General features: G+C 70.5%; 17 protein-coding genes and 2 tRNA genes. 9 read left to right on the top strand and 10 right to left on the bottom strand.

Annotation, left to right across the window (positions count from 1 at the left end; translation table 11 throughout):
• The first annotated feature begins 66 nt into the window (after positions 1-66).
• Together VEC03_RS09150 and VEC03_RS09145 are read left to right on the top strand one after the other, a co-directional pair.
• Positions 67-825: a sulfite exporter TauE/SafE family protein gene (locus tag VEC03_RS09150; RefSeq protein ID WP_324914536.1), complete on the top strand. Its 759-nt coding sequence runs from the start codon at positions 67-69 to the stop codon at positions 823-825.
• Between the two features lie 25 nt (positions 826-850).
• Entirely contained in the window at positions 851-1381 is a 531-nt protein-coding gene (locus tag VEC03_RS09145) for a DUF2946 family protein (RefSeq protein WP_324914535.1), read from the top strand.
• A gap of 64 nt (positions 1382-1445) precedes the next feature.
• On the opposite strand, the gene VEC03_RS09140 is transcribed toward VEC03_RS09145, so the two are convergent.
• On the bottom strand, positions 1446-2369 hold the full coding sequence (locus VEC03_RS09140; RefSeq protein ID WP_324914533.1) for a c-type cytochrome: 924 nt from the start codon (positions 2367-2369) through the stop codon (positions 1446-1448).
• 150 nt (positions 2370-2519) lie between these two features.
• Between VEC03_RS09140 and VEC03_RS09135 the strand changes: the two genes are divergently transcribed.
• A tRNA-Arg gene (locus VEC03_RS09135) sits at positions 2520-2595 on the top strand.
• A gap of 77 nt (positions 2596-2672) precedes the next feature.
• On the opposite strand, the gene VEC03_RS09130 is transcribed toward VEC03_RS09135, so the two are convergent.
• From VEC03_RS09130 to VEC03_RS09105, 6 genes are read right to left on the bottom strand one after another with little or no spacing between them, the layout of a single operon-like run.
• Positions 2673-3188 carry a DUF1269 domain-containing protein gene (locus VEC03_RS09130; protein WP_324914532.1) on the bottom strand — a complete coding sequence of 172 codons (516 nt, stop codon included), beginning with the start codon at positions 3186-3188 and terminating at the stop codon, positions 2673-2675.
• An 11-nt stretch (positions 3189-3199) separates the two neighbouring features.
• Positions 3200-3607 (bottom strand): cytochrome C oxidase subunit IV family protein, encoded by a 408-nt coding sequence (locus VEC03_RS09125; protein WP_324914531.1) that lies wholly within the window; start codon positions 3605-3607, stop codon positions 3200-3202.
• A gap of 13 nt (positions 3608-3620) precedes the next feature.
• Positions 3621-4340 carry a heme-copper oxidase subunit III family protein gene (locus VEC03_RS09120; RefSeq protein WP_324914529.1) on the bottom strand — a complete coding sequence of 240 codons (720 nt, stop codon included), beginning with the start codon at positions 4338-4340 and terminating at the stop codon, positions 3621-3623.
• A 37-nt stretch (positions 4341-4377) separates the two neighbouring features.
• On the bottom strand, positions 4378-5067 hold the full coding sequence (locus VEC03_RS09115) for a cytochrome c oxidase subunit 3 (protein ID WP_324914528.1): 690 nt from the start codon (positions 5065-5067) through the stop codon (positions 4378-4380).
• A 4-nt stretch (positions 5068-5071) separates the two neighbouring features.
• Complete coding sequence (locus tag VEC03_RS09110) at positions 5072-6871, bottom strand: cytochrome c oxidase subunit I (RefSeq protein WP_324914527.1); 1800 nt, start codon at positions 6869-6871, stop codon at positions 5072-5074.
• 17 nt (positions 6872-6888) lie between these two features.
• Positions 6889-8241, bottom strand: a complete 1353-nt coding sequence (locus VEC03_RS09105) for a c-type cytochrome (RefSeq protein ID WP_324914525.1) — start codon at positions 8239-8241, stop codon at positions 6889-6891.
• A gap of 338 nt (positions 8242-8579) precedes the next feature.
• Between VEC03_RS09105 and VEC03_RS09100 the strand changes: the two genes are divergently transcribed.
• On the top strand, positions 8580-8990 hold the full coding sequence (locus tag VEC03_RS09100) for a hypothetical protein (protein WP_324914523.1): 411 nt from the start codon (positions 8580-8582) through the stop codon (positions 8988-8990).
• Between the two features lie 68 nt (positions 8991-9058).
• On the opposite strand, the gene VEC03_RS09095 is transcribed toward VEC03_RS09100, so the two are convergent.
• From VEC03_RS09095 to VEC03_RS09085, 3 genes are all read right to left on the bottom strand, one after another.
• A tRNA-Met gene (locus tag VEC03_RS09095) sits at positions 9059-9135 on the bottom strand.
• A 36-nt stretch (positions 9136-9171) separates the two neighbouring features.
• Entirely contained in the window at positions 9172-10221 is a 1050-nt protein-coding gene (locus VEC03_RS09090) for a hypothetical protein (protein ID WP_324914522.1), read from the bottom strand.
• Positions 10203-10967, bottom strand: a complete 765-nt coding sequence (locus VEC03_RS09085; protein WP_324914521.1) for a response regulator — start codon at positions 10965-10967, stop codon at positions 10203-10205. Before VEC03_RS09085 ends, VEC03_RS09090 begins: the two co-directional genes overlap by 19 nt.
• A gap of 203 nt (positions 10968-11170) precedes the next feature.
• On the opposite strand from VEC03_RS09085, the gene VEC03_RS09080 reads away from it, so the two are divergent.
• From VEC03_RS09080 to VEC03_RS09060, 5 genes are all read left to right on the top strand, one after another.
• Entirely contained in the window at positions 11171-12367 is a 1197-nt protein-coding gene (locus VEC03_RS09080; protein ID WP_324914519.1) for a methyl-accepting chemotaxis protein, read from the top strand.
• Positions 12368-12394: 27 nt separating this feature from the next.
• Positions 12395-12766, top strand: coding sequence for a response regulator (locus VEC03_RS09075; RefSeq protein ID WP_324914518.1), 372 nt, complete (start codon positions 12395-12397; stop codon positions 12764-12766).
• Positions 12763-13089, top strand: a complete 327-nt coding sequence (locus tag VEC03_RS09070; protein ID WP_324914516.1) for an STAS domain-containing protein — start codon at positions 12763-12765, stop codon at positions 13087-13089. The genes VEC03_RS09075 and VEC03_RS09070 overlap by 4 nt, the downstream gene beginning before the upstream one ends.
• The gene (locus tag VEC03_RS09065) at positions 13086-15263 is read left to right on the top strand and encodes a chemotaxis protein CheA (protein WP_324914515.1); all 2178 of its coding nucleotides are present in this window, start codon (positions 13086-13088) and stop codon (positions 15261-15263) included. Before VEC03_RS09070 ends, VEC03_RS09065 begins: the two co-directional genes overlap by 4 nt.
• A 13-nt stretch (positions 15264-15276) precedes the next feature.
• The coding region (locus VEC03_RS09060; protein ID WP_324914514.1) for a methyl-accepting chemotaxis protein at positions 15277-16287 on the top strand (1011 nt) is incomplete at its 3' end.

Raw genomic sequence — 16287 nt, 5'->3', positions numbered from 1 at the left:
CCGGCGCCCTTTGTTTTGCGCGGGCCCACCCGGCAGCTCTGCCGCCGGATGCGAGAATTCCGCCCGATGGACCTGATCTGGATGGCGCTGGCCTCGCTGATGGCCGGATTCGTGGACGCCATCGTCGGGGGCGGCGGCCTGATCCTGGTGCCGGCGCTGTTCGCGATCCTTCCCAACACCCACCCCGCCACGCTGTTCGGCATCAACAAGAGCGCGTCGATCTGGGGCACCGCGATCGCCACCGTGCAGTACAGCCGGCGCGTGCAGCTGCACTGGCACTCGCTGGGGCCCGCCGCGCTGTGCGGGCTGGCCGGCGCCTTCGCCGGCGCCTGGGCGGTGACGGTGGTGTCACCGGAATTCCTGCGCAAGCTGCTGCCGTTCGTGCTGCTGGCCGTGCTGGCTTACACCCTGGCCCGCAAGCAGCTGGGCCAGCACCACGCACCGGCCCTGACCCGGCGCGGGGAAGCCTGGGCCGCCGCGGCGATCGGCCTGGTGCTGGGCTTCTACGACGGGTTCTTCGGGCCGGGGACCGGCAGCTTCCTGGTCTTCCTGTTCGTGCGCTGGCTGGGCTACGACTTCCTGCACGCATCGGCCTCGGCCAAGCTGGTCAACACCTCGACCAACCTGGCCGCGCTGTCGCTGTTCGCCTGGAAGGGCCACGTGTGGTGGCACTACGCGCTGGTGCTGGCGCTGGCCAACGTCGCCGGCAGCCTGCTGGGCACCCGCCTCGCGCTGCGGCATGGCGCGGGCTTCGTGCGCGGCATGTTCATCGTCGTGGTGGGCGCGCTGATCCTGAAGACCGGCTACGACGCCTTCCTGCGCTGAGCCGGCCCCGGCCGATAATGGCCCGATGGATGACATCGTCCGGCAGGCGATCACCAAGTGGCCCCACGTGCCGCATTGCTACGGCTGGCTGGGACTGGATGCCCGCGGCGACTGGTACATGCGCGACGACCGGGTGCAGGCCGCGGGCCCATTCCCGGCCGCCAAGGGGGCCGTGCTGCGCCATGCCAAGCTGATCGAATTCATCCACCGCAACTACGAGGCCGACGAGGCCGGGCGCTGGTTCTTCCAGAACGGACCGCAGCGCGTCTATGTCGAACTCGAAGCCGCGCCCTGGATCCTGCGGCTGGCCGATGACGGCCAGGTGCTGACGCACACCGGGCGCGTCGTCCAGCCGCGCAGCAGCCACGTCGATGAAGGCGGCCGGCTGTTCCTGGCCACCGACGCCGGGCTCGGCCTGGTGCACACGCTGGACATGCACCTGGCGGCCGATCGAGTGGACGCGGGGGAATGGACGCCGGAACCGGTGCGCGCGGCCGAACTGGCCGGCCGCTTCGGCTTCGTGCCCAGCCCCGCATCCGGCCGGGACGGCCACTGAGGGACCCCCCAAAACATGAGAGCCGGCGCGTGGCCGGCTCTCATCGATCGCGTGGCTGTCGCGCTTACTTGGAAGCGCCCACCATGTACTCGACGGCGGCGCGCAGGTCGGCGTCGGACGCGGTACTGGCGCCGCGCGGCGGCATGGCGCCCTTGCCCTTGATCGCGGACTGCACCAGCGTATCCATGCCTTGCGCGACGCGCGGCGCCCAGGCCGCCTTGTCGCCCAGCTTGGGCGCACCGGCCACGCCGGCGCCATGGCAGACCGCGCAGGATTGCTTGTAGAGGGCTTCGCCGGCGCCTGCGGCCGCAGCGGGTGCGGCAGGAGCAGCGGCGGCCGGGGCGGCAGCCGTCTGGGTGGCCGGCGCGGCGGCAGCGGGTGCCGCAGCCGCGGCGGGCGCTGCAGGCGCGGTACCGGCGTCGGGAGCGGCTGCACCAGCGTCGGCCGCCTGGCCTTGCGGCGCCTGCGGCTCGGCGAACTTGGCACCGGCGGCATTGGCCATGTAGGCCACGGCACGCGCGATTTCCGTGTCGCTGGCATCGCCGCCGCCCTGCGGCGGCATGGCGCCCTTGCCCTTGAGCGCGGACTGGACCAGCGCATCGAAGCCGGTCTTGATGCGCGCGGCCCACGAGCCCGCATCGCCCATCTTGGGCGCGCCGGCGACGCCTTGCGCATGGCAGGCCGCGCACTGGGCCTTGTAGATGTCCTCGCCCGACTTCAGCGGACGGTTGGCATCGCGGATCTCCACGGTGCCCACCTTGCGCAGGCGCTCGGCGACGCCGCGCTCGAGGTCCTGCTCGGTCAGGCCACCCAGGGCGTACGACTCGGCCTGCGTGCTGCCCGAAGGCTTGTTCTCCGACGACACGTAGGCGACCAAGCCGATGATGACGGCCACCGGCACGACGAAAGCCAGGATGGCGGCGACCAGCAGCTGCTTGGGCGTCTTGATCGGGCCTGTATGGGCTTCTTCGTGCATGCTGTCGCTCATGGCGTCCTCGGGATCTGTGCGCACTGCGCGTGTCAAACCAACTCTCGATTATAGCTGTCGCACTGCCGAGCTCCCGAGGTGAAGCAGGCCGCGCCATGCACGCAGCCGGGCCTTGCCGGCGTGATGGGCGATAATGCGCGTCCCCCTGATGCGGCTGTAGCTCAGTGGATAGAGTATCGGCCTCCGAAGCCGAGGGTCGTGGGTTCGATCCCCGCCAGCCGCGCCACTCCCCCTCCCGACGTCCCACTCGAGAGCACCGTCTTCGGCGCTCCAGGCCCGCTCGCGCGGACGCCCGCAGGGCACTCAGGAAAACGACGGCAATTCCGGCTCGCAGCCCCCGGGGCGCGCCTCCGGATGCAGGGCCTGCAGCCGCGCCTCGATGGCGCCGGCGCGGCCGCGGGGCAGGTCGAGCACCAGCAGGATGCGGCCTTGCGCGATCTCCGCGGCGAAGCGCTTCAGGTGGCGGTTGGGCGCGGAGATGCCGATCATGCTCGAGGTCCAGGCGTCGAACAGGGCGCCGGCCAGCACCAGCACCGGGATCAGGTTCCACTGCGGCGGCTCGCCGGGATCCGGGAAGCCGATGGCCGCAAACGCGCCCGCCACGCCGCCGACGGCCGCACCGATCACCAGCCCCGCTTCGGCCGAGCCGAGCACGTCGGACGTCTGCAGCACGCTGGCGGCGTGCAGCCCGCTCAGGTCGCAATCCTCCCGGCCCATGAAGTGCATCCGCCGCGCATCGATGCCGGCCTCGAGGAGGTCGCGCGACACGGCCCTGGCGCTCGGCACGTCGGGCAGCAGCCAATAGGCGCGCCGGCGCATGGGCGCTGCTCCTACTTGTGGGGCGAAGGCGTCGTCGCCGGCTGCTCGCTCGCCGGTGCGAAGAAGAGGCCGCGCGAGACGAAGGTGTAGTCGGCCTCCAGCGCGCCTATGCCCAGCAGCGTGATCAGCAGCAGGGGCGGCACCAGGATCGCATAGACCAGCGCCAGCCGCTCCCACAGCATGTGCATGAAGACGGACACGATCAGTCCGGCCTTCAGCAGCATGAAGACGATGATCAGCGTCCAGCGCAGCAGGCCCTGGAGCTCGTAGTAGTCGACCATGTAGGAGGCCGCGCTGAGCACGAACAGCAGGCCCCAGATCTTGAAGTAGATGCCGAGCGGATGCTGCTGCCCTTGCGCATGCGGAACGGGCGGATGGCCGCCGCCCAGGCCGGGGTCCGGATGGTCCGTGTGGTCCATGGCTGCGCCTCGCTTACCAGAGGTAGAAGAACGCGAAGATGAAGACCCACACCAGGTCCACGAAGTGCCAGTACAGGCCCATGATCTCGACGATCTCGTAGTTGCCGCGGCGCTTGGTCAGGAAGCCGGGTCGCTCCGCGTCGAGGTCGCCGCGCCGCACCTTCATCGCCACGATCACCAGGAAGATCACCCCGATGGTCACGTGCGTGCCGTGGAAGCCGGTGATCATGAAGAACGTCGATCCGAACTGGGCCGCGCCCCAGGGATTGCCCCAGGGACGCACGCCCTCGGAGATCAGCTTGTACCACTCGAAGGCCTGCATGCACACGAAGGTCGCGCCGAGCAGCGCCGTGGCCAGCAGCAGCGCGAACGTCAGCTTGCGGTCGCGGCGGTAGCCGTAGTTCACCGCCAATGCCATGGTGCCGCTGCTGCTGATCAGCACGAAGGTCATGATCGCGATCAGCAGCAGCGGGACGCTGGTGCCGAACACCGTGAGGCCGAAGACCTCGCTCGGGCTCGGCCAGGGCACCGTGGTCGACATGCGCACCGTCATGTACGAGATCAGGAAGCTGCCGAAGATGAAGGTGTCGCTGAGCAGGAAGATCCACATCATCGGCTTGCCCCAGGGCACGCCCTTGAAGGCGCGCTGGTCCGAGGACACGTCCGCGACCACGCTTTGCCAGTGGCTGCGCTGCGGCGAACTGGCCGCCACCCCTGCCGGAACCGAGCTCATGGTGTTGCTCTCCTGGGTCTTCTCGTGGGGCCGCCGGTCACAAGGGGCTGGCCGAGCAGATCGCCAGCCCGAGGTCCTCGGACACGATCAGTGCATAGAGCACCAGCCAGACGGCGAGCAGGTAATGCCAGTAGGTGGCGCACAGTTCCACGCCCAGCTTCGCCGCGGCCGGGTCCTGCGGGCGCCGCACCCGCGCCACCGCGCGCGCCCAGGCCACCAGCCCGCCCAGCACGTGCAGGCCGTGCACCGCCGTGAACAGGTAGAAGAACGCCGCGGCGGCGCTGCTGGCGACCAGATAGTCCGCGTCGGCGAGCTGCTTCCAGACGGCCAGCTGGCCGGCCACGAATCCGACCGTCAGCGCACCGCCGGCCGCCAGGCCGTGCCGCAACGCGCCGCCGTCGCCGCGGCGCAGGGCGCGCACCGACCACTGCATCGCCACGCTGGCGCCGACCAGCAGCGCGGTGTTCAGCGCCAGTAGCCGCGGCCGCGGGATGGGGCTCCAGTCGGCCAGGCCCAGGCGCATGGCGTAGGCGCTGACGAACAGCACGAACAGCGAGCTGGCCACGCCGAGGAACACCCAAAGCCCGGTCCGCATCGCCGGCCGCACCGACGACGGCCCCGGTGTCGCGGGCTGCGCCTGCCAGGGCTGCACGTCGATCGTCTGCCGGAACAGCCAGCCGACGATCAGGGCCATCAGCCCGGTGAGGAAGACCAGCCCGATGGTCATGGCGCTACGCTCCTGCCGGCCGCTCGGCCTTCACCCAGGCTTCGGCGGCAACCTCCGCGGGCGGCACGTTCTGCGGGATGTAGTCGGCACCCACGCCCGGCACGCTGTAGTCGTAGGCCCAGCGATAGACCACGGGCAGTTCCTTGCCGAAGTTGCCGTGCCCCGGCGGCGTCTCCGGTGTCTGCCATTCGAGCGTGGTGGCGCCCCAGGGGTTGCCGCCGGCCGGCTTGCCGCGGAAATAGCTGGCCACCAGGTTGTACAGGAACACGAGCTGCACGGCGCCCACCACGAAGGCCGCGATGGAGATCCAGGCGTTGAGCAGGTGTGCCGAATCGGGAATGAAGGTCGTGCCGCCGATCGCGTAGTAGCGGCGTGGCACCCCCATGAACCCGAGGTAGTGCATGGGATAGAAGATCGCGTAGGTGCCGACGAAGGTGACCCAGAAGTGGAGCTTGCCCATCCCCTCGTCCAGCATCCGCCCGGTCACCTTGGGGTACCAGTGGTAGATGGCGCCGAACACCACCAGCACCGGCGCGATGCCCATGACCATGTGGAAGTGCGCGACGACGAACATGGTGTCCGACAGCGGCATGTCCACCACCACGTTGCCCAGGAACAGCCCGGTCAGGCCACCGTTGACGAAGGTGAAGATGAACGCGATGGCGAACAGCATCGGCACCGTCAGTCGGATGTTGCCGCGCCAGAGCGTCAGCACCCAGTTGTACACCTTGATCGCCGTCGGCACCGCGATGACCAGCGTGGTGGTGGCGAAGAAGAAGCCGAAGTAGGGGTTCATGCCGCTCACGTACATGTGGTGGGCCCACACGACGAAGCTCAGGCCGCCGATCACCAGGATGGCCCAGACCATCATCCGGTAGCCGAAGATGTTCTTGCGCGCGTGCGTGCTGATCAGGTCCGAGACGATCCCGAACGCGGGCAGCGCCACGATGTAGACCTCCGGGTGGCCGAAGAACCAGAACAGGTGCTGGAACAGCAGCGGGTTGCCGCCCGTGTAGTCCAGCTGCTGCCCCTTGGCCACCATGGCCGGCATGAAGAAGCTGGTCCCCAGCGTCTGGTCCAGCAGCATCATGATGGCGCTGACGAACAGGGCGGGGAAGGCCAGCAGCGCCAGGATGGTGGCCATGAAGATGCCCCACACCGTCAGCGGCATGCGCATCAGCGTCATGCCGCGCGTGCGGGCCTGCAGCACCGTCACGACGTAGTTCAGCCCGCCCATGGTGAATCCGATGACGAACACCATCAGCGACACCAGCATCAGGATGATGCCGCCCTGCGATCCCGGCGTGCCGTCCAGGATGGCCTGCGGCGGGTACAGCGTCCAGCCAGCGCCGGTGGGCCCGCCGGGCACGAACATGCTGATCACCAGCAGGATCACCGCCAGCAGGTAGAACCAGTAGCTGAGCATGTTGGCGTAGGGGAACACCATGTCGCGTGCCCCGACCATCAGCGGGATCAGGTAGTTGCCGAAGCCGCCCAGGAACAGCGCCGTCAGCAGGTAGATCACCATGATCATCCCGTGCATGCTCACGAGCTGCAGGTACAGCGCCGGGTCGATGAAGGCGAAGCGGCCGGGGAAGCCGAGCTGAAGCCGCATCAGCCAGGAGAACACCAGCGCCACCAGCCCGATCCCCATCGCGGTGATGGCGTACTGGACGGCGATGACCTTGGCGTCCTGGCTCCAGACGTACTTGCCGATGAAGGTCTTCGGGTGGTACAGCTCGACCTCGCCGGTCTCCGCCGGGGGAGCGAACGCGGTCTCGTCGTGGGCAACATGGGAGCTCATGCGGGGCCTTCCGGACGTCAGCGCGAGTTGATGTAGGCCAGCGTGTCGCCGATGGCGGCGTCGTCGCTCAGCATTCCGGCGACCAGTCCCATCTGGGCACCGTGGATGTCCTGCGGGTGGCCGCCGCGCACCCCATCCCTGAAGTGCTGCAGCTGCCGGGCCAGGTACCAGTCGCTCATGCCCTGCAACCGGGGGGCCTGGGTCGCCGCGATCCCGCGGCCATCGGCGCCATGGCAAGCCGCGCAGGTGGCGTAGTAGCGGCGGCCCTTCTCGATGTCGCCCTTCATGGTGGGTGCCGCGGGCGTGTCGGGCAGCGAAGCGATGTAGGCGGAGACATCCGCCAGCGCCTTCTCGTCCGGCAGCGTGGCGGCCATGGGCGCCATCATCTTGCCGAAGGTGTCCTTCTCGTGCGTGCCGCGGGCACCGGCCCGGAACAGGTGCAGCTGGCGTTCCAGGTACCAAGCGGGCTGGCCGCCGAGCCGCGGCGCATTCAGGGCCATGTTGCCTTCGCCCTTGGCGCCGTGGCAGGCCGCGCAGCTCGCGTAGAGCGTCTTGCCGGCCACGGCATCGCCGGGCGCGCGGTCGGCGGCCTGCGCGAACGTGGGTTGCCGGTTCAGCCAGGCTTCATAAGCGGCGGGCTCGTCCACCACCACCCGTCCGCGCATGGCGAAGTGCCCGATGCCGCAGAGCTCCTCGCACAGCAGGTCGAAGGAGCCGGTGCGCGTGGGCGTGAACCAGGCATAGGTGACCTGCCCGGGGACCATGTCCATCTTGACGCGCAGCTCCGCCACGCCGAAGTTGTGCAACACGTCCTTGGAGCGGAGCACCAGCTTGACGGGCTGGCCCAGCGGCACGTGCAGCTCCGGGCTGGCGGCGAGGATGTCGTCCCGGCCGTTGGGATCGGCCGGGTTGAGGCCGAACGGATTGCTCTCCGACACCAGGCGGGCATTGACGGTGCCGAGCTTGCCGTCCTTGCCGGGAAGGCGATAGCTCCAGTTCCACTGCTGGGCCATGACTTCGACGACGCGCGCGTCGCGGGGCACGTGGATCACGTCGGCCCACACCAGCAGGCCGGGCGCCAGCATGGCGGCCACGCCGCCGGCGGTGAGCACCAGCAGCCACCACTCGAGCTTCTTGTTCTCGGGTTGGTAGTCGGCGCGGCTGTCGTGGCGGTGCCGGTAGCGGACCACGGCCCAGGCCATGAAGACGTTGACCGCGACGAAGACGACACCCGTCACCCAGAAGGTGATGCCGATGGTGGTGTCGATGGCGCCCCAGTTGGAAGCGATCGGCGTGAAGTACCAGGGGCTCAGGAAATGGAAGAGCACCGAGCCCAGGGCCAGCACGACCAATGCAAGGGCGATGGCCATGGCTACCCCGGTGGCGGCCGGCGTGCCGCACGCGATTTCGCAAGACGCAAACGCAGGAGCCTGGTCACGGAGCCTCCCTCGCACGCGATGGCGCAGCACGAAAGTTGTACGCCCGAAGACGCGGCCATGCAAGCCGACCGGGGCCGTCTGCCGCCACGGACCGCGCGCCGCCGCAGGCCAGCCGATCCATGGCGCCGCCAAGGACGAGGCAGCTGCGCCGAGGATGACGAGCCACTCGCGGCGCAACGCCGGCGAACAATGGGTTTCAACTTTTCGCTGCGTCCGCCCTTGCCTTGTCCTTAATACTTAGGTTCGGGAAATTCCAAGGAGAGCGTCAGATGAAGCACTTCAGCCTCTCTTCCGGCATGACGACGATGCGCGGCATCTTCTATCCCCGGGGACACATCGTGATGATGTTTCCCACCGAGCAGGACGCGCTCCTGGCCGCGAAGCTGTTGCGCGAGGACGGCGTGTCCGAGGACGACCTGTCCATGGCAACGGGCGCGGAGTTCGAGCGCCAGATCACCGGCCTGTGCGACGAGAACAGCGACCTGCTGCTGCCTTCGGTGGGGACCGAGGCGGACACGGCAACGCACTTCCGCGATCTCGCCCACCAGGGCCACTACGCGCTGATCGTGCACGCCGACGCCCGGCTCACGACGCATCACGTGATGGAGTTGCTGAAGGACACGCACTGCTCCTACGGGCAGCGCTACCGCTTCCTGGTCATCGAGGACCTGGTCTGCTGAGCCAGGCGTCCCGGACGCCCCACAAAGCAGAACGCCCACTCGGTCGAGTGGGCGTTCTGCTGGGAAAGTGGTTGCGCGGGCAAGATTTGAACTTGCGACCTTTGGGTTATGAGCCCAACGAGCTACCAGGCTGCTCCACCGCGCGTCGAGTCCGAAATTATAGACGATTTCCAGTCCGCCCTCATCCGGCGGCGCCCGCCGGATTGCTGCGCGTGCCGACGATCAGCTTGACCGTCATGCCCAGCGTGCGGGCCGTCGCCGGCAGCATGGTGACGGGCGCGAAGCCCGAGGAGTTCGCAACGTCGATCACCGAGCGCGGCGGCGGCGCCCGGCGCGGGTCGGCCGTGATCGCGCCCACCATGTAGAGCGCGCCCAGATGCCGGACGAGCGCGGCATCGGCCAGGCCGGTGCGCTCGCGCAGCTCGGCCATGCTGGCCGGCGCATGGCCGAGTTCGCGCACCAGCGCGAGGGTGCTGTCGTCCAGCGTGCGCGCCGGCAGCCGCGGCGGGCGGCGCAGGAACAGGGTCTGCGTGCGGTAGTGGGCCGGCAGGCAATCGCGCGAGGTCCGCGTCGCGTATTGCCACATCAGCTGCGAGAAGTCGGTCTGCACGAAGTGGGCAGGAATCGCATTGGCCGATTCGGGCCGGCGGCTCCAGCGCGCCGATGGCAGCCGGGCCGGATCGGCCAGTGCCCAGACGCCAATGCCGCTGCGCTGGTTGACCACGGCGCACAGCCGTCCTTCCAGCGTCACGTGCCAGCTGCAGGCCCGCAGGTCCAGCCCGGCCCCCGCGATGTGGGCGGCCAGGTGGAACTGCACGATGAGGGGACGCAGCCGGCCTTCCAGCCAGCGCAGCATCGCCGTGATCGTGGCCGGCTGCGCCGGATCGAAGACCCACTGCGGGCGGAAGCCGGGCGAGTCCGGCAGGCGCGCGAACACCAGCGGACAGTCCACCGCACGCGGATCCACCCGGATCGACCGGCTGGACGGCAGCCCCGGTGCGATGCGGACGGTGCCGTCGGGCAGCAGCTGTGCGCGCGCGCCGTTGACGCACCAGGCATCGGCGTCAGCCAGCGGCGCCACCTGCCAGGTCAGCCCCGGCGCCGAGGCTCGCAGGGCGGCACGGATCGCTTCCTCCTCGTCGGGGCCGAATCCGGCAAGGCCGACGCGCAGCACGGGCAGGTCGGGCGCGGGCGGTGCGAAGTTGCGCCGGATCATGAGGCGACGGGACAAGCAGCGCCTGCATCGCTGCGCACGGCCGGCCGGCGCGGCCCGTCCGCGCGGGCCGGCTGCGGCGGCCGCACGTAGCGGGCGACCACCTCCGCAAAGCGGTCCTCGTCGAGCGGCTTGGTGAGGTAGGCGTCGCAGCCGGCCAGCGTGCCACGCAGCCGGTCCATGGGCGAGCTGCGCCCGGTCAGCATCACCACCGCGGCGCCGGCAGCGGAGGGCCGCCGCGCCTTGATCGCACGGCAGGCCTGGAAGCCGTCGATGCCCGGCAGCAGCACGTCGAGGAACACGCACTGGTAGTCGTGCGCGCCCGCCATCGCGATCGCCTGCTCGCCGCTCTCGGCGAAATCGGCCCGGACGCCGCAGGCGCCCAGCCTCGCTTCCATGAAGGCCCGCACGCTGGCGTTGTCGTCGACCACCAGCACCGGCGCCGGTGCCGCCACTGCGGCCGGTTCGCGGCCCTGTCCGAGCGTGCGTTCCAGCGCCGCCAGCAGGCGCTCGTCCTCCAGCGGTCGCTCCACCACCTCGCCCGGGTGTCCCAGGCTGCCGTCGACCAGCACCGCCGGCTTGTCCTCGCGCCGGCACAGGACGCGGTACTCCCCGTACGCGGTCGCGTCGGCCGCATCGACCAGGTAGAGATCGGGCTCGCCCGTCGAATCCGGATCGAACGGCACGAAGGCCGTGGCCTTGCCCGAGGTGCGCGCGAACAGTTCCGAGAGCAGGTCGCGCTCGCTGGCGTCGAAGCCGATCACGTCCACCTGGTACGGCGCAGCCGCACCCGCTGGACCCCCTCCAGGTTGCACTCCCGTCCTCTGCACGCCACCCCCTCCGTTCGGACGCCGAAAGTAGCCGCGCATCGGAATCGCCGCAACTGCGCCACGCATGCGAAGTCGGGTTCGTCACGTTCGGCATGACTCGCCGGGCCGCGCGAGCGCCCCGCCCGTCTAATCGAACCATGACTTTCGTGCTGCAAGCGCTGGCCGCGGGCCGGTCGGGCGGACCTGCCCGCCTGGTCCGCGACCTGGTCGCCCGCGCGTCGAGCCCGTACGGCCGCGTGCCGCTGCTGCTCGGCGCCTGTGGCGGCGTGCTGCTGCTGCTGGTGGGGGGCGCGAGCTGGCCCTCGCTGGCCGCCGCCGTGGTGCTGCTCGCACTGGCGCTGCATGCCGCGCACTGGCTGCCGGAGCGCGAGGCGGCCGAGCGCCGGCAGGCCGCGCGGCAGGCGCAAGGCGAGATCGACCGGCTCACGCGCCTGTGCGCCGTCTCGGTCCCGCTGTGGGCGCGGCAGATCGAAACCGTGCGCAGCGAGGGCGACACGGAAGTGGCACGGCTCGCGCACCTGTTCGGCAGCATCGCGCAACGGCTGGACACGGCCGTCGGGCCCGCGGGCTGGCGGCAGCCGGCAGGCACCGACCTGCTGGCGCAGCTCACCGGCAATCGCGAACGGCTGGACCGGCTGGTGGAGGCGCTCGGTGCCTTGCAGGCCAGTCGCGAGCGCATCGTGGCGCAGATCGGCAGCGAAGCGGCGCGGCTGAAGGAGAACGCGGCCGAGATCCGGGAGATTGCGCTGCAGACGCGCATCGTCGCCCTCAACGCCACCATCGAGGCCGCCCGCGCCGGCGCCGCCGGACGGCCCTTCGCCGTCGTGGTCACGGGCATGCGCGAACTGGCGGCGCGCACGGCAGAGGCGAGCGACCAGTTCTCGCGCCACACCGACCGCCTGCATGCCACGGTGAACGCCGCGTTCCGGGAGCAGTCACCGACCGAGGGTGAACCGGGCGGCTCGATCGCCTGGGGCCAGGGCCTGGTGCGCGAGGTGGTCGACAGCTTCGAAGCCGGCATGGCGCAACTGGCGCGCGCGATCGAGGCCATGGGGCGCGAGCGCAGCGAGGTGCGCGAGGACGTCTCGCGGGTGCTGGTCGCGCTGCAGTTCCAGGACCGGGTGAGCCAGATCCTGTCGCACGTCACACGCAACCTGCAGGAGCTGCAGGTCGAACTCGACGGCGACCCGGCCGGCGTGGCCGATGCGGGCGACTGGTTGCAGCGGATGGCCACGCCCTACTCCACGCCGGAGGAACTGCGCAACCTGCAGCCCGGCCCCGCCGCCGCGCCCCGCGCCCAAGCCCGGCCCGCGGACGAGATCACCTATTTCTAGTCCCCCCTCCTGCCGTACGAGGTCTGCGTGAACCGCAAGTGCATCCTGGTCGTCGACGACTCGCCATCGCTGCGCGAGGTGGTGGGCATCACCCTGCGCGGCGCCGGCTACGACGTGCTCGAGGCCGGCGACGGGCGCCAGGCGCTGCAATGCCTGGACGGCCGTCGCATCCACCTGGTGGTGTGCGACGTCAACATGCCGGTGATGGACGGCTTCAGCTTCGTGCGCGAGGCGCGCAAGCTGCCGCGCTACGCCTTCGTGCCCATCATCATGCTCACCACCGAGTGGCGCGAGGAAAGCAAGCTCGAGGGCCAGCAGGCCGGCGCCCGCGCCTGGATGGTCAAGCCGTTCCGCCCCGAGCAGATGCTGCAGGCCGTGGCGCGGCTGGTGCTGCCATGAGCGACGCGGACATGGACGCGCAGCCGCCAGCCGCCGCGCCGGTTCGCCTGGCCTGGTCGGGCCCGGTGACGATCTATGAAGCGGTGGAGCTCCGCCGGCAGCTGCTGGACGCACTGGAGGCCGGCCGCGGCCTGGCCCTGGACCTGGGCGGGGTCGACGAGATCGACACCGCCGGCATCCAGCTGCTGGTGCTGGCGCAGCGCGAGGCGCACCTCGCCGGCCAGCGCAGCGAGGTGGTGGCCGCCAGCGCACCGGTGCGCGAGGCCCTGGACCTGTGCGGGCTGGGCCAGCTGGAGGCGCCCGCCATGCCGGAGCAGCCATGAGCACACACGCCGGCGGGCTGGATCGCGTCCCGCACACCTTCGTCGCCGAGTCGCGCGAGCTGCTGCGCGAGATGGAAGGCGCCCTGCTCACGCTGGAGCAGTCGCCGCGCGATCCGGAGGCGATCCATTCGCTGTTCCGCGCCGTCCACACGCTCAAGGGCTCGGCCGGCATGTTCGGGCTGGACCCGATGGTGGCGTTCGCCCACGTGCTGGAAGGCGTGCTGGTCGAGGTGCGCCGCGGCGCGCTGGAGGTCGACGACGCCCTGGTCGAACTGCTGCTCACCTGCAGCGACCACGTGGCGGCGATGGTGGCCTGCCTCGACGGCGACGACTACGTGCAGCGGCTGGAGACGCTCGACGCCCGCAGCCCCGAGCTGTTGGCGCAGCTCGCGGGATTCAGCCCCCGCAGCGCCGCGGCCGCGCAGGACCTGGTGGCCGCGATCGGCGACGATGCCCAGGCCGCGCGCTGGCACATCTCGGTGCGCTTCGCCCCCGACGTGCTGCGGCACGGCATGGACCCGCTGTCCTTCCTGCGCTACCTGCGCACCCTGGGCGAACTGATCGGCGTGGCGGTAGTGCCGGACGCTATCCCGGCAGCGGCCGCGATGGACCCGCAGGCCTGCTACCTCGGGCTGGAGATCGAACTGCAGACGGCCGCCGGCCGGCGCGCGCTGGAGGAGGCCTTCGAGTACGTGCGCGAAGGCAGCACGCTGCACATCCTGGGCCCCGATCCCTCGCTGGACGAGTACGCCGCGCTGGCGAGACTGCAGCCCGAAGGCGAAGACCGTGCGCTGGAGAGCCTGGCCGCCTGCGGCGCCGCGAGCACCGCGCAGCTGCGGGCCGCGCTGCGGCGCGGCGCCGCGCATCCGGCGCCCGCGACCACCGCCGCCGGCGAGCTGGACATGGCCTCGCAGCCGTCCGGGTCGGCGGCGCCGCGGCCGGGACGGTCGGCGGCCCGGCGTGCAGCCGACCGGCACTTCGTGCGCGTGGACGCCGGCAAGCTGGACGAGCTGATCGACCTGGTCGGCGAACTGCTGATCTCCAGCGCCGGTGTCTCGCTGGGCGCCCGCCGCTCGGGCGAGGCCGATTTGCGGGAAGCGGCGGCGCAGCTGGCCCGGCTGGTGGAAGAGGTCCGCGACCGCTCGCTGGCACTGCGCATGGTGCCGATCGGTGAGACCTTCAGCCGCTTCCATCGCGTGGTGCACGACCTCGGCCGCACGCTGGGCAAGGACGTGGAGCTGGCGATCGGCGGCGCGGACACCGAGCTGGACAAGTCGATGGTGGAGAAGCTCGGCGATCCCCTGCTGCACCTGGTGCGCAATGCGCTGGACCACGGCATCGAGCCGGCCGCCCGGCGCATCGCAACCGGCAAGCCGGCGCGCGGGCGCATCCGCCTGGACGCCTGGCACGAGAGCGGCCACATCGTGATCGAGGTGGCCGACGACGGCGCCGGGCTGGACACGGGCAAGATCCTGGCGCGCGCGCAGGACGCCGGGCTGGTCGAGGTGGGCCAGGTCCTGAGCGAGCGCCAGATCCAGCAGCTGGTGATGGAGCCGGGGTTCTCCACCGCCGACGAGGTCACCCCGGTGTCCGGCCGCGGCGTCGGCATGGACGTGGTCAAGCGCAACATCGAGGCGCTGCGCGGCACGGTGTCCATCGACAGCATTCCCGGCGCCGGCACCCGCGTGGCGCTACGGCTGCCGCTGACGCTGGCCATCATCGAAGGCTTCCTGGTGGGCGTGGGCCGCAGCGCCTACGTGATCCCGCTGGAGATGGTCGTGGAATGCCTCGAGCTGGCGGCCGCCGAACGCGAGGCCACCTGCGCGCGCGGCTACCTGAACCTGCGTGGGGAAGTCCTGCCGCTGCTGCGCCTGCGCGACGTGTTCGGCATCGGCGGCCACACCGGGCGGCGCGAGAACATCGTGGTCGTCCAGCACGGCCAGCGGCGCGCCGGCTTCGTGGTCGATGCACTGCTGGGCGAATCGCAGACCGTCATCAAGCCGCTGGGCAAGCTGTTCGAGCGGCTGGCCGGCATCAGCGGCTCGACCATCCTGGGTTCGGGCGAGGTCGCCCTGATCCTGGACATCCAGGCACTGGTGGAACAGGCGATAGGCGCGGAAGCGGCCCGCACCGGCGTGCGGCCGCCGCGCATCGAAGACAGGCAGAACCCCTGAGGAGTGAGCACGCATGTTGAAGAACGTGAGGGTCGGTTTGCGCATGGCGCTGGGCTTCGGCTTCCTGCTGCTGCTGCTGGCCGTGGTGGCGTGGATAGGGACCAGCCGCATGGCGCTGATCCAGGAGTACCTGGAGGACACCACGCAGGACGTGTACGTGAAGGTGACGCACTCGACCGGCATGGAGCGGGCGCTGCAGGCCCAGTCGGTCGAACTGCGCAAGGCCGCGCTGGCCGCCTTCGCCGGCCAGGACTGGCAGCCGGCGCTGGCGCGCTTTCGCGAGCAGCAGGCGCTGTATGACCGGGCGAGCGAGCAGTACGCCGCGCAGGTCCACCTGGATGCCGAGCGCCAGCAGGTGGCCCGGATGCGCGAGCTGGAAAAGGACCTGTTCCCCAAGCGCCTGCAGATCTTCGAGCTGCTGCGCGATGGCCGTACCGAGGAAGCCAACAACTACATGCTCGGGATCACGCAACCGGTGCAGGTGAAGCTGGTGGCCGCGCTCGAGGAGGCGGTCGCCTTCCAGCAGGAGGTGATGGCGCGCAACGCGCGGGAGGCCGAAGCCGCCTACACCACCGCCCGCACGCTGGTGTTCGGCCTGACCGGCGTGGCGCTGGCGCTCGGTGTCCTCGCGGCCTGGCTGCTCACGGTGAGCATCACCTCGCGACTGTCGCTGGCGGTCGAGGTGGCCAACCGCATGGCCGAGGGCGACATGACGGTGCGCATCCCGCCCGCCTCGCGCGACGAACTGGGGCAGATGCTGGAGGCGATGGGCAACATGACGGCGCGCCTGTCGCGCGTGGTGGCGAACGTGCGCTCCAGTGCGCAGTCGCTGTCGTCGGCGTCCGAGGAGGTCAGCGCCACGGCGCAGTCCATGAGCCAGGGGGCGAGCGAGCAGGCGGCCAGCGTGGAGGAGACCTCCGCGTCGGTCGAGCAGATGACCGCCTCGATCACCCAGAACGGCGAGAACGCCCGCGTCACCGACCGCATGGCGGGCGAGTCGGCCCGCCAGGCCGCCGAGGGCGGC

Source organism: Ramlibacter sp. (assembly GCF_035627355.1).
GTDB lineage: Bacteria > Pseudomonadota > Gammaproteobacteria > Burkholderiales > Burkholderiaceae_C > Ramlibacter.
This window is presented reverse-complemented; position numbering and strand designations above follow the sequence as displayed.

Bases quoted from the DNA above. Each gene is read 5' to 3' on its own strand.
- VEC03_RS09150 (WP_324914536.1), top strand. From the start codon at position 67: ATGGACCTGATCTGGATGGCGCTGGCCTCGCTGATGGCCGGATTCGTG.
- VEC03_RS09145 (WP_324914535.1), top strand. From the start codon at position 851: ATGGATGACATCGTCCGGCAGGCGATCACCAAGTGGCCCCACGTGCCG.
- VEC03_RS09140 (WP_324914533.1), bottom strand. From the start codon at position 2,369: ATGAGCGACAGCATGCACGAAGAAGCCCATACAGGCCCGATCAAGACG.
- VEC03_RS09130 (WP_324914532.1), bottom strand. From the start codon at position 3,188: ATGCGCCGGCGCGCCTATTGGCTGCTGCCCGACGTGCCGAGCGCCAGG.
- VEC03_RS09125 (WP_324914531.1), bottom strand. From the start codon at position 3,607: ATGGACCACACGGACCATCCGGACCCCGGCCTGGGCGGCGGCCATCCG.
- VEC03_RS09120 (WP_324914529.1), bottom strand. From the start codon at position 4,340: ATGAGCTCGGTTCCGGCAGGGGTGGCGGCCAGTTCGCCGCAGCGCAGC.
- VEC03_RS09115 (WP_324914528.1), bottom strand. From the start codon at position 5,067: ATGACCATCGGGCTGGTCTTCCTCACCGGGCTGATGGCCCTGATCGTC.
- VEC03_RS09110 (WP_324914527.1), bottom strand. From the start codon at position 6,871: ATGAGCTCCCATGTTGCCCACGACGAGACCGCGTTCGCTCCCCCGGCG.
- VEC03_RS09105 (WP_324914525.1), bottom strand. From the start codon at position 8,241: ATGGCCATCGCCCTTGCATTGGTCGTGCTGGCCCTGGGCTCGGTGCTC.
- VEC03_RS09100 (WP_324914523.1), top strand. From the start codon at position 8,580: ATGAAGCACTTCAGCCTCTCTTCCGGCATGACGACGATGCGCGGCATC.
- VEC03_RS09080 (WP_324914519.1), top strand. From the start codon at position 11,171: ATGACTTTCGTGCTGCAAGCGCTGGCCGCGGGCCGGTCGGGCGGACCT.
- VEC03_RS09070 (WP_324914516.1), top strand. From the start codon at position 12,763: ATGAGCGACGCGGACATGGACGCGCAGCCGCCAGCCGCCGCGCCGGTT.
- VEC03_RS09065 (WP_324914515.1), top strand. From the start codon at position 13,086: ATGAGCACACACGCCGGCGGGCTGGATCGCGTCCCGCACACCTTCGTC.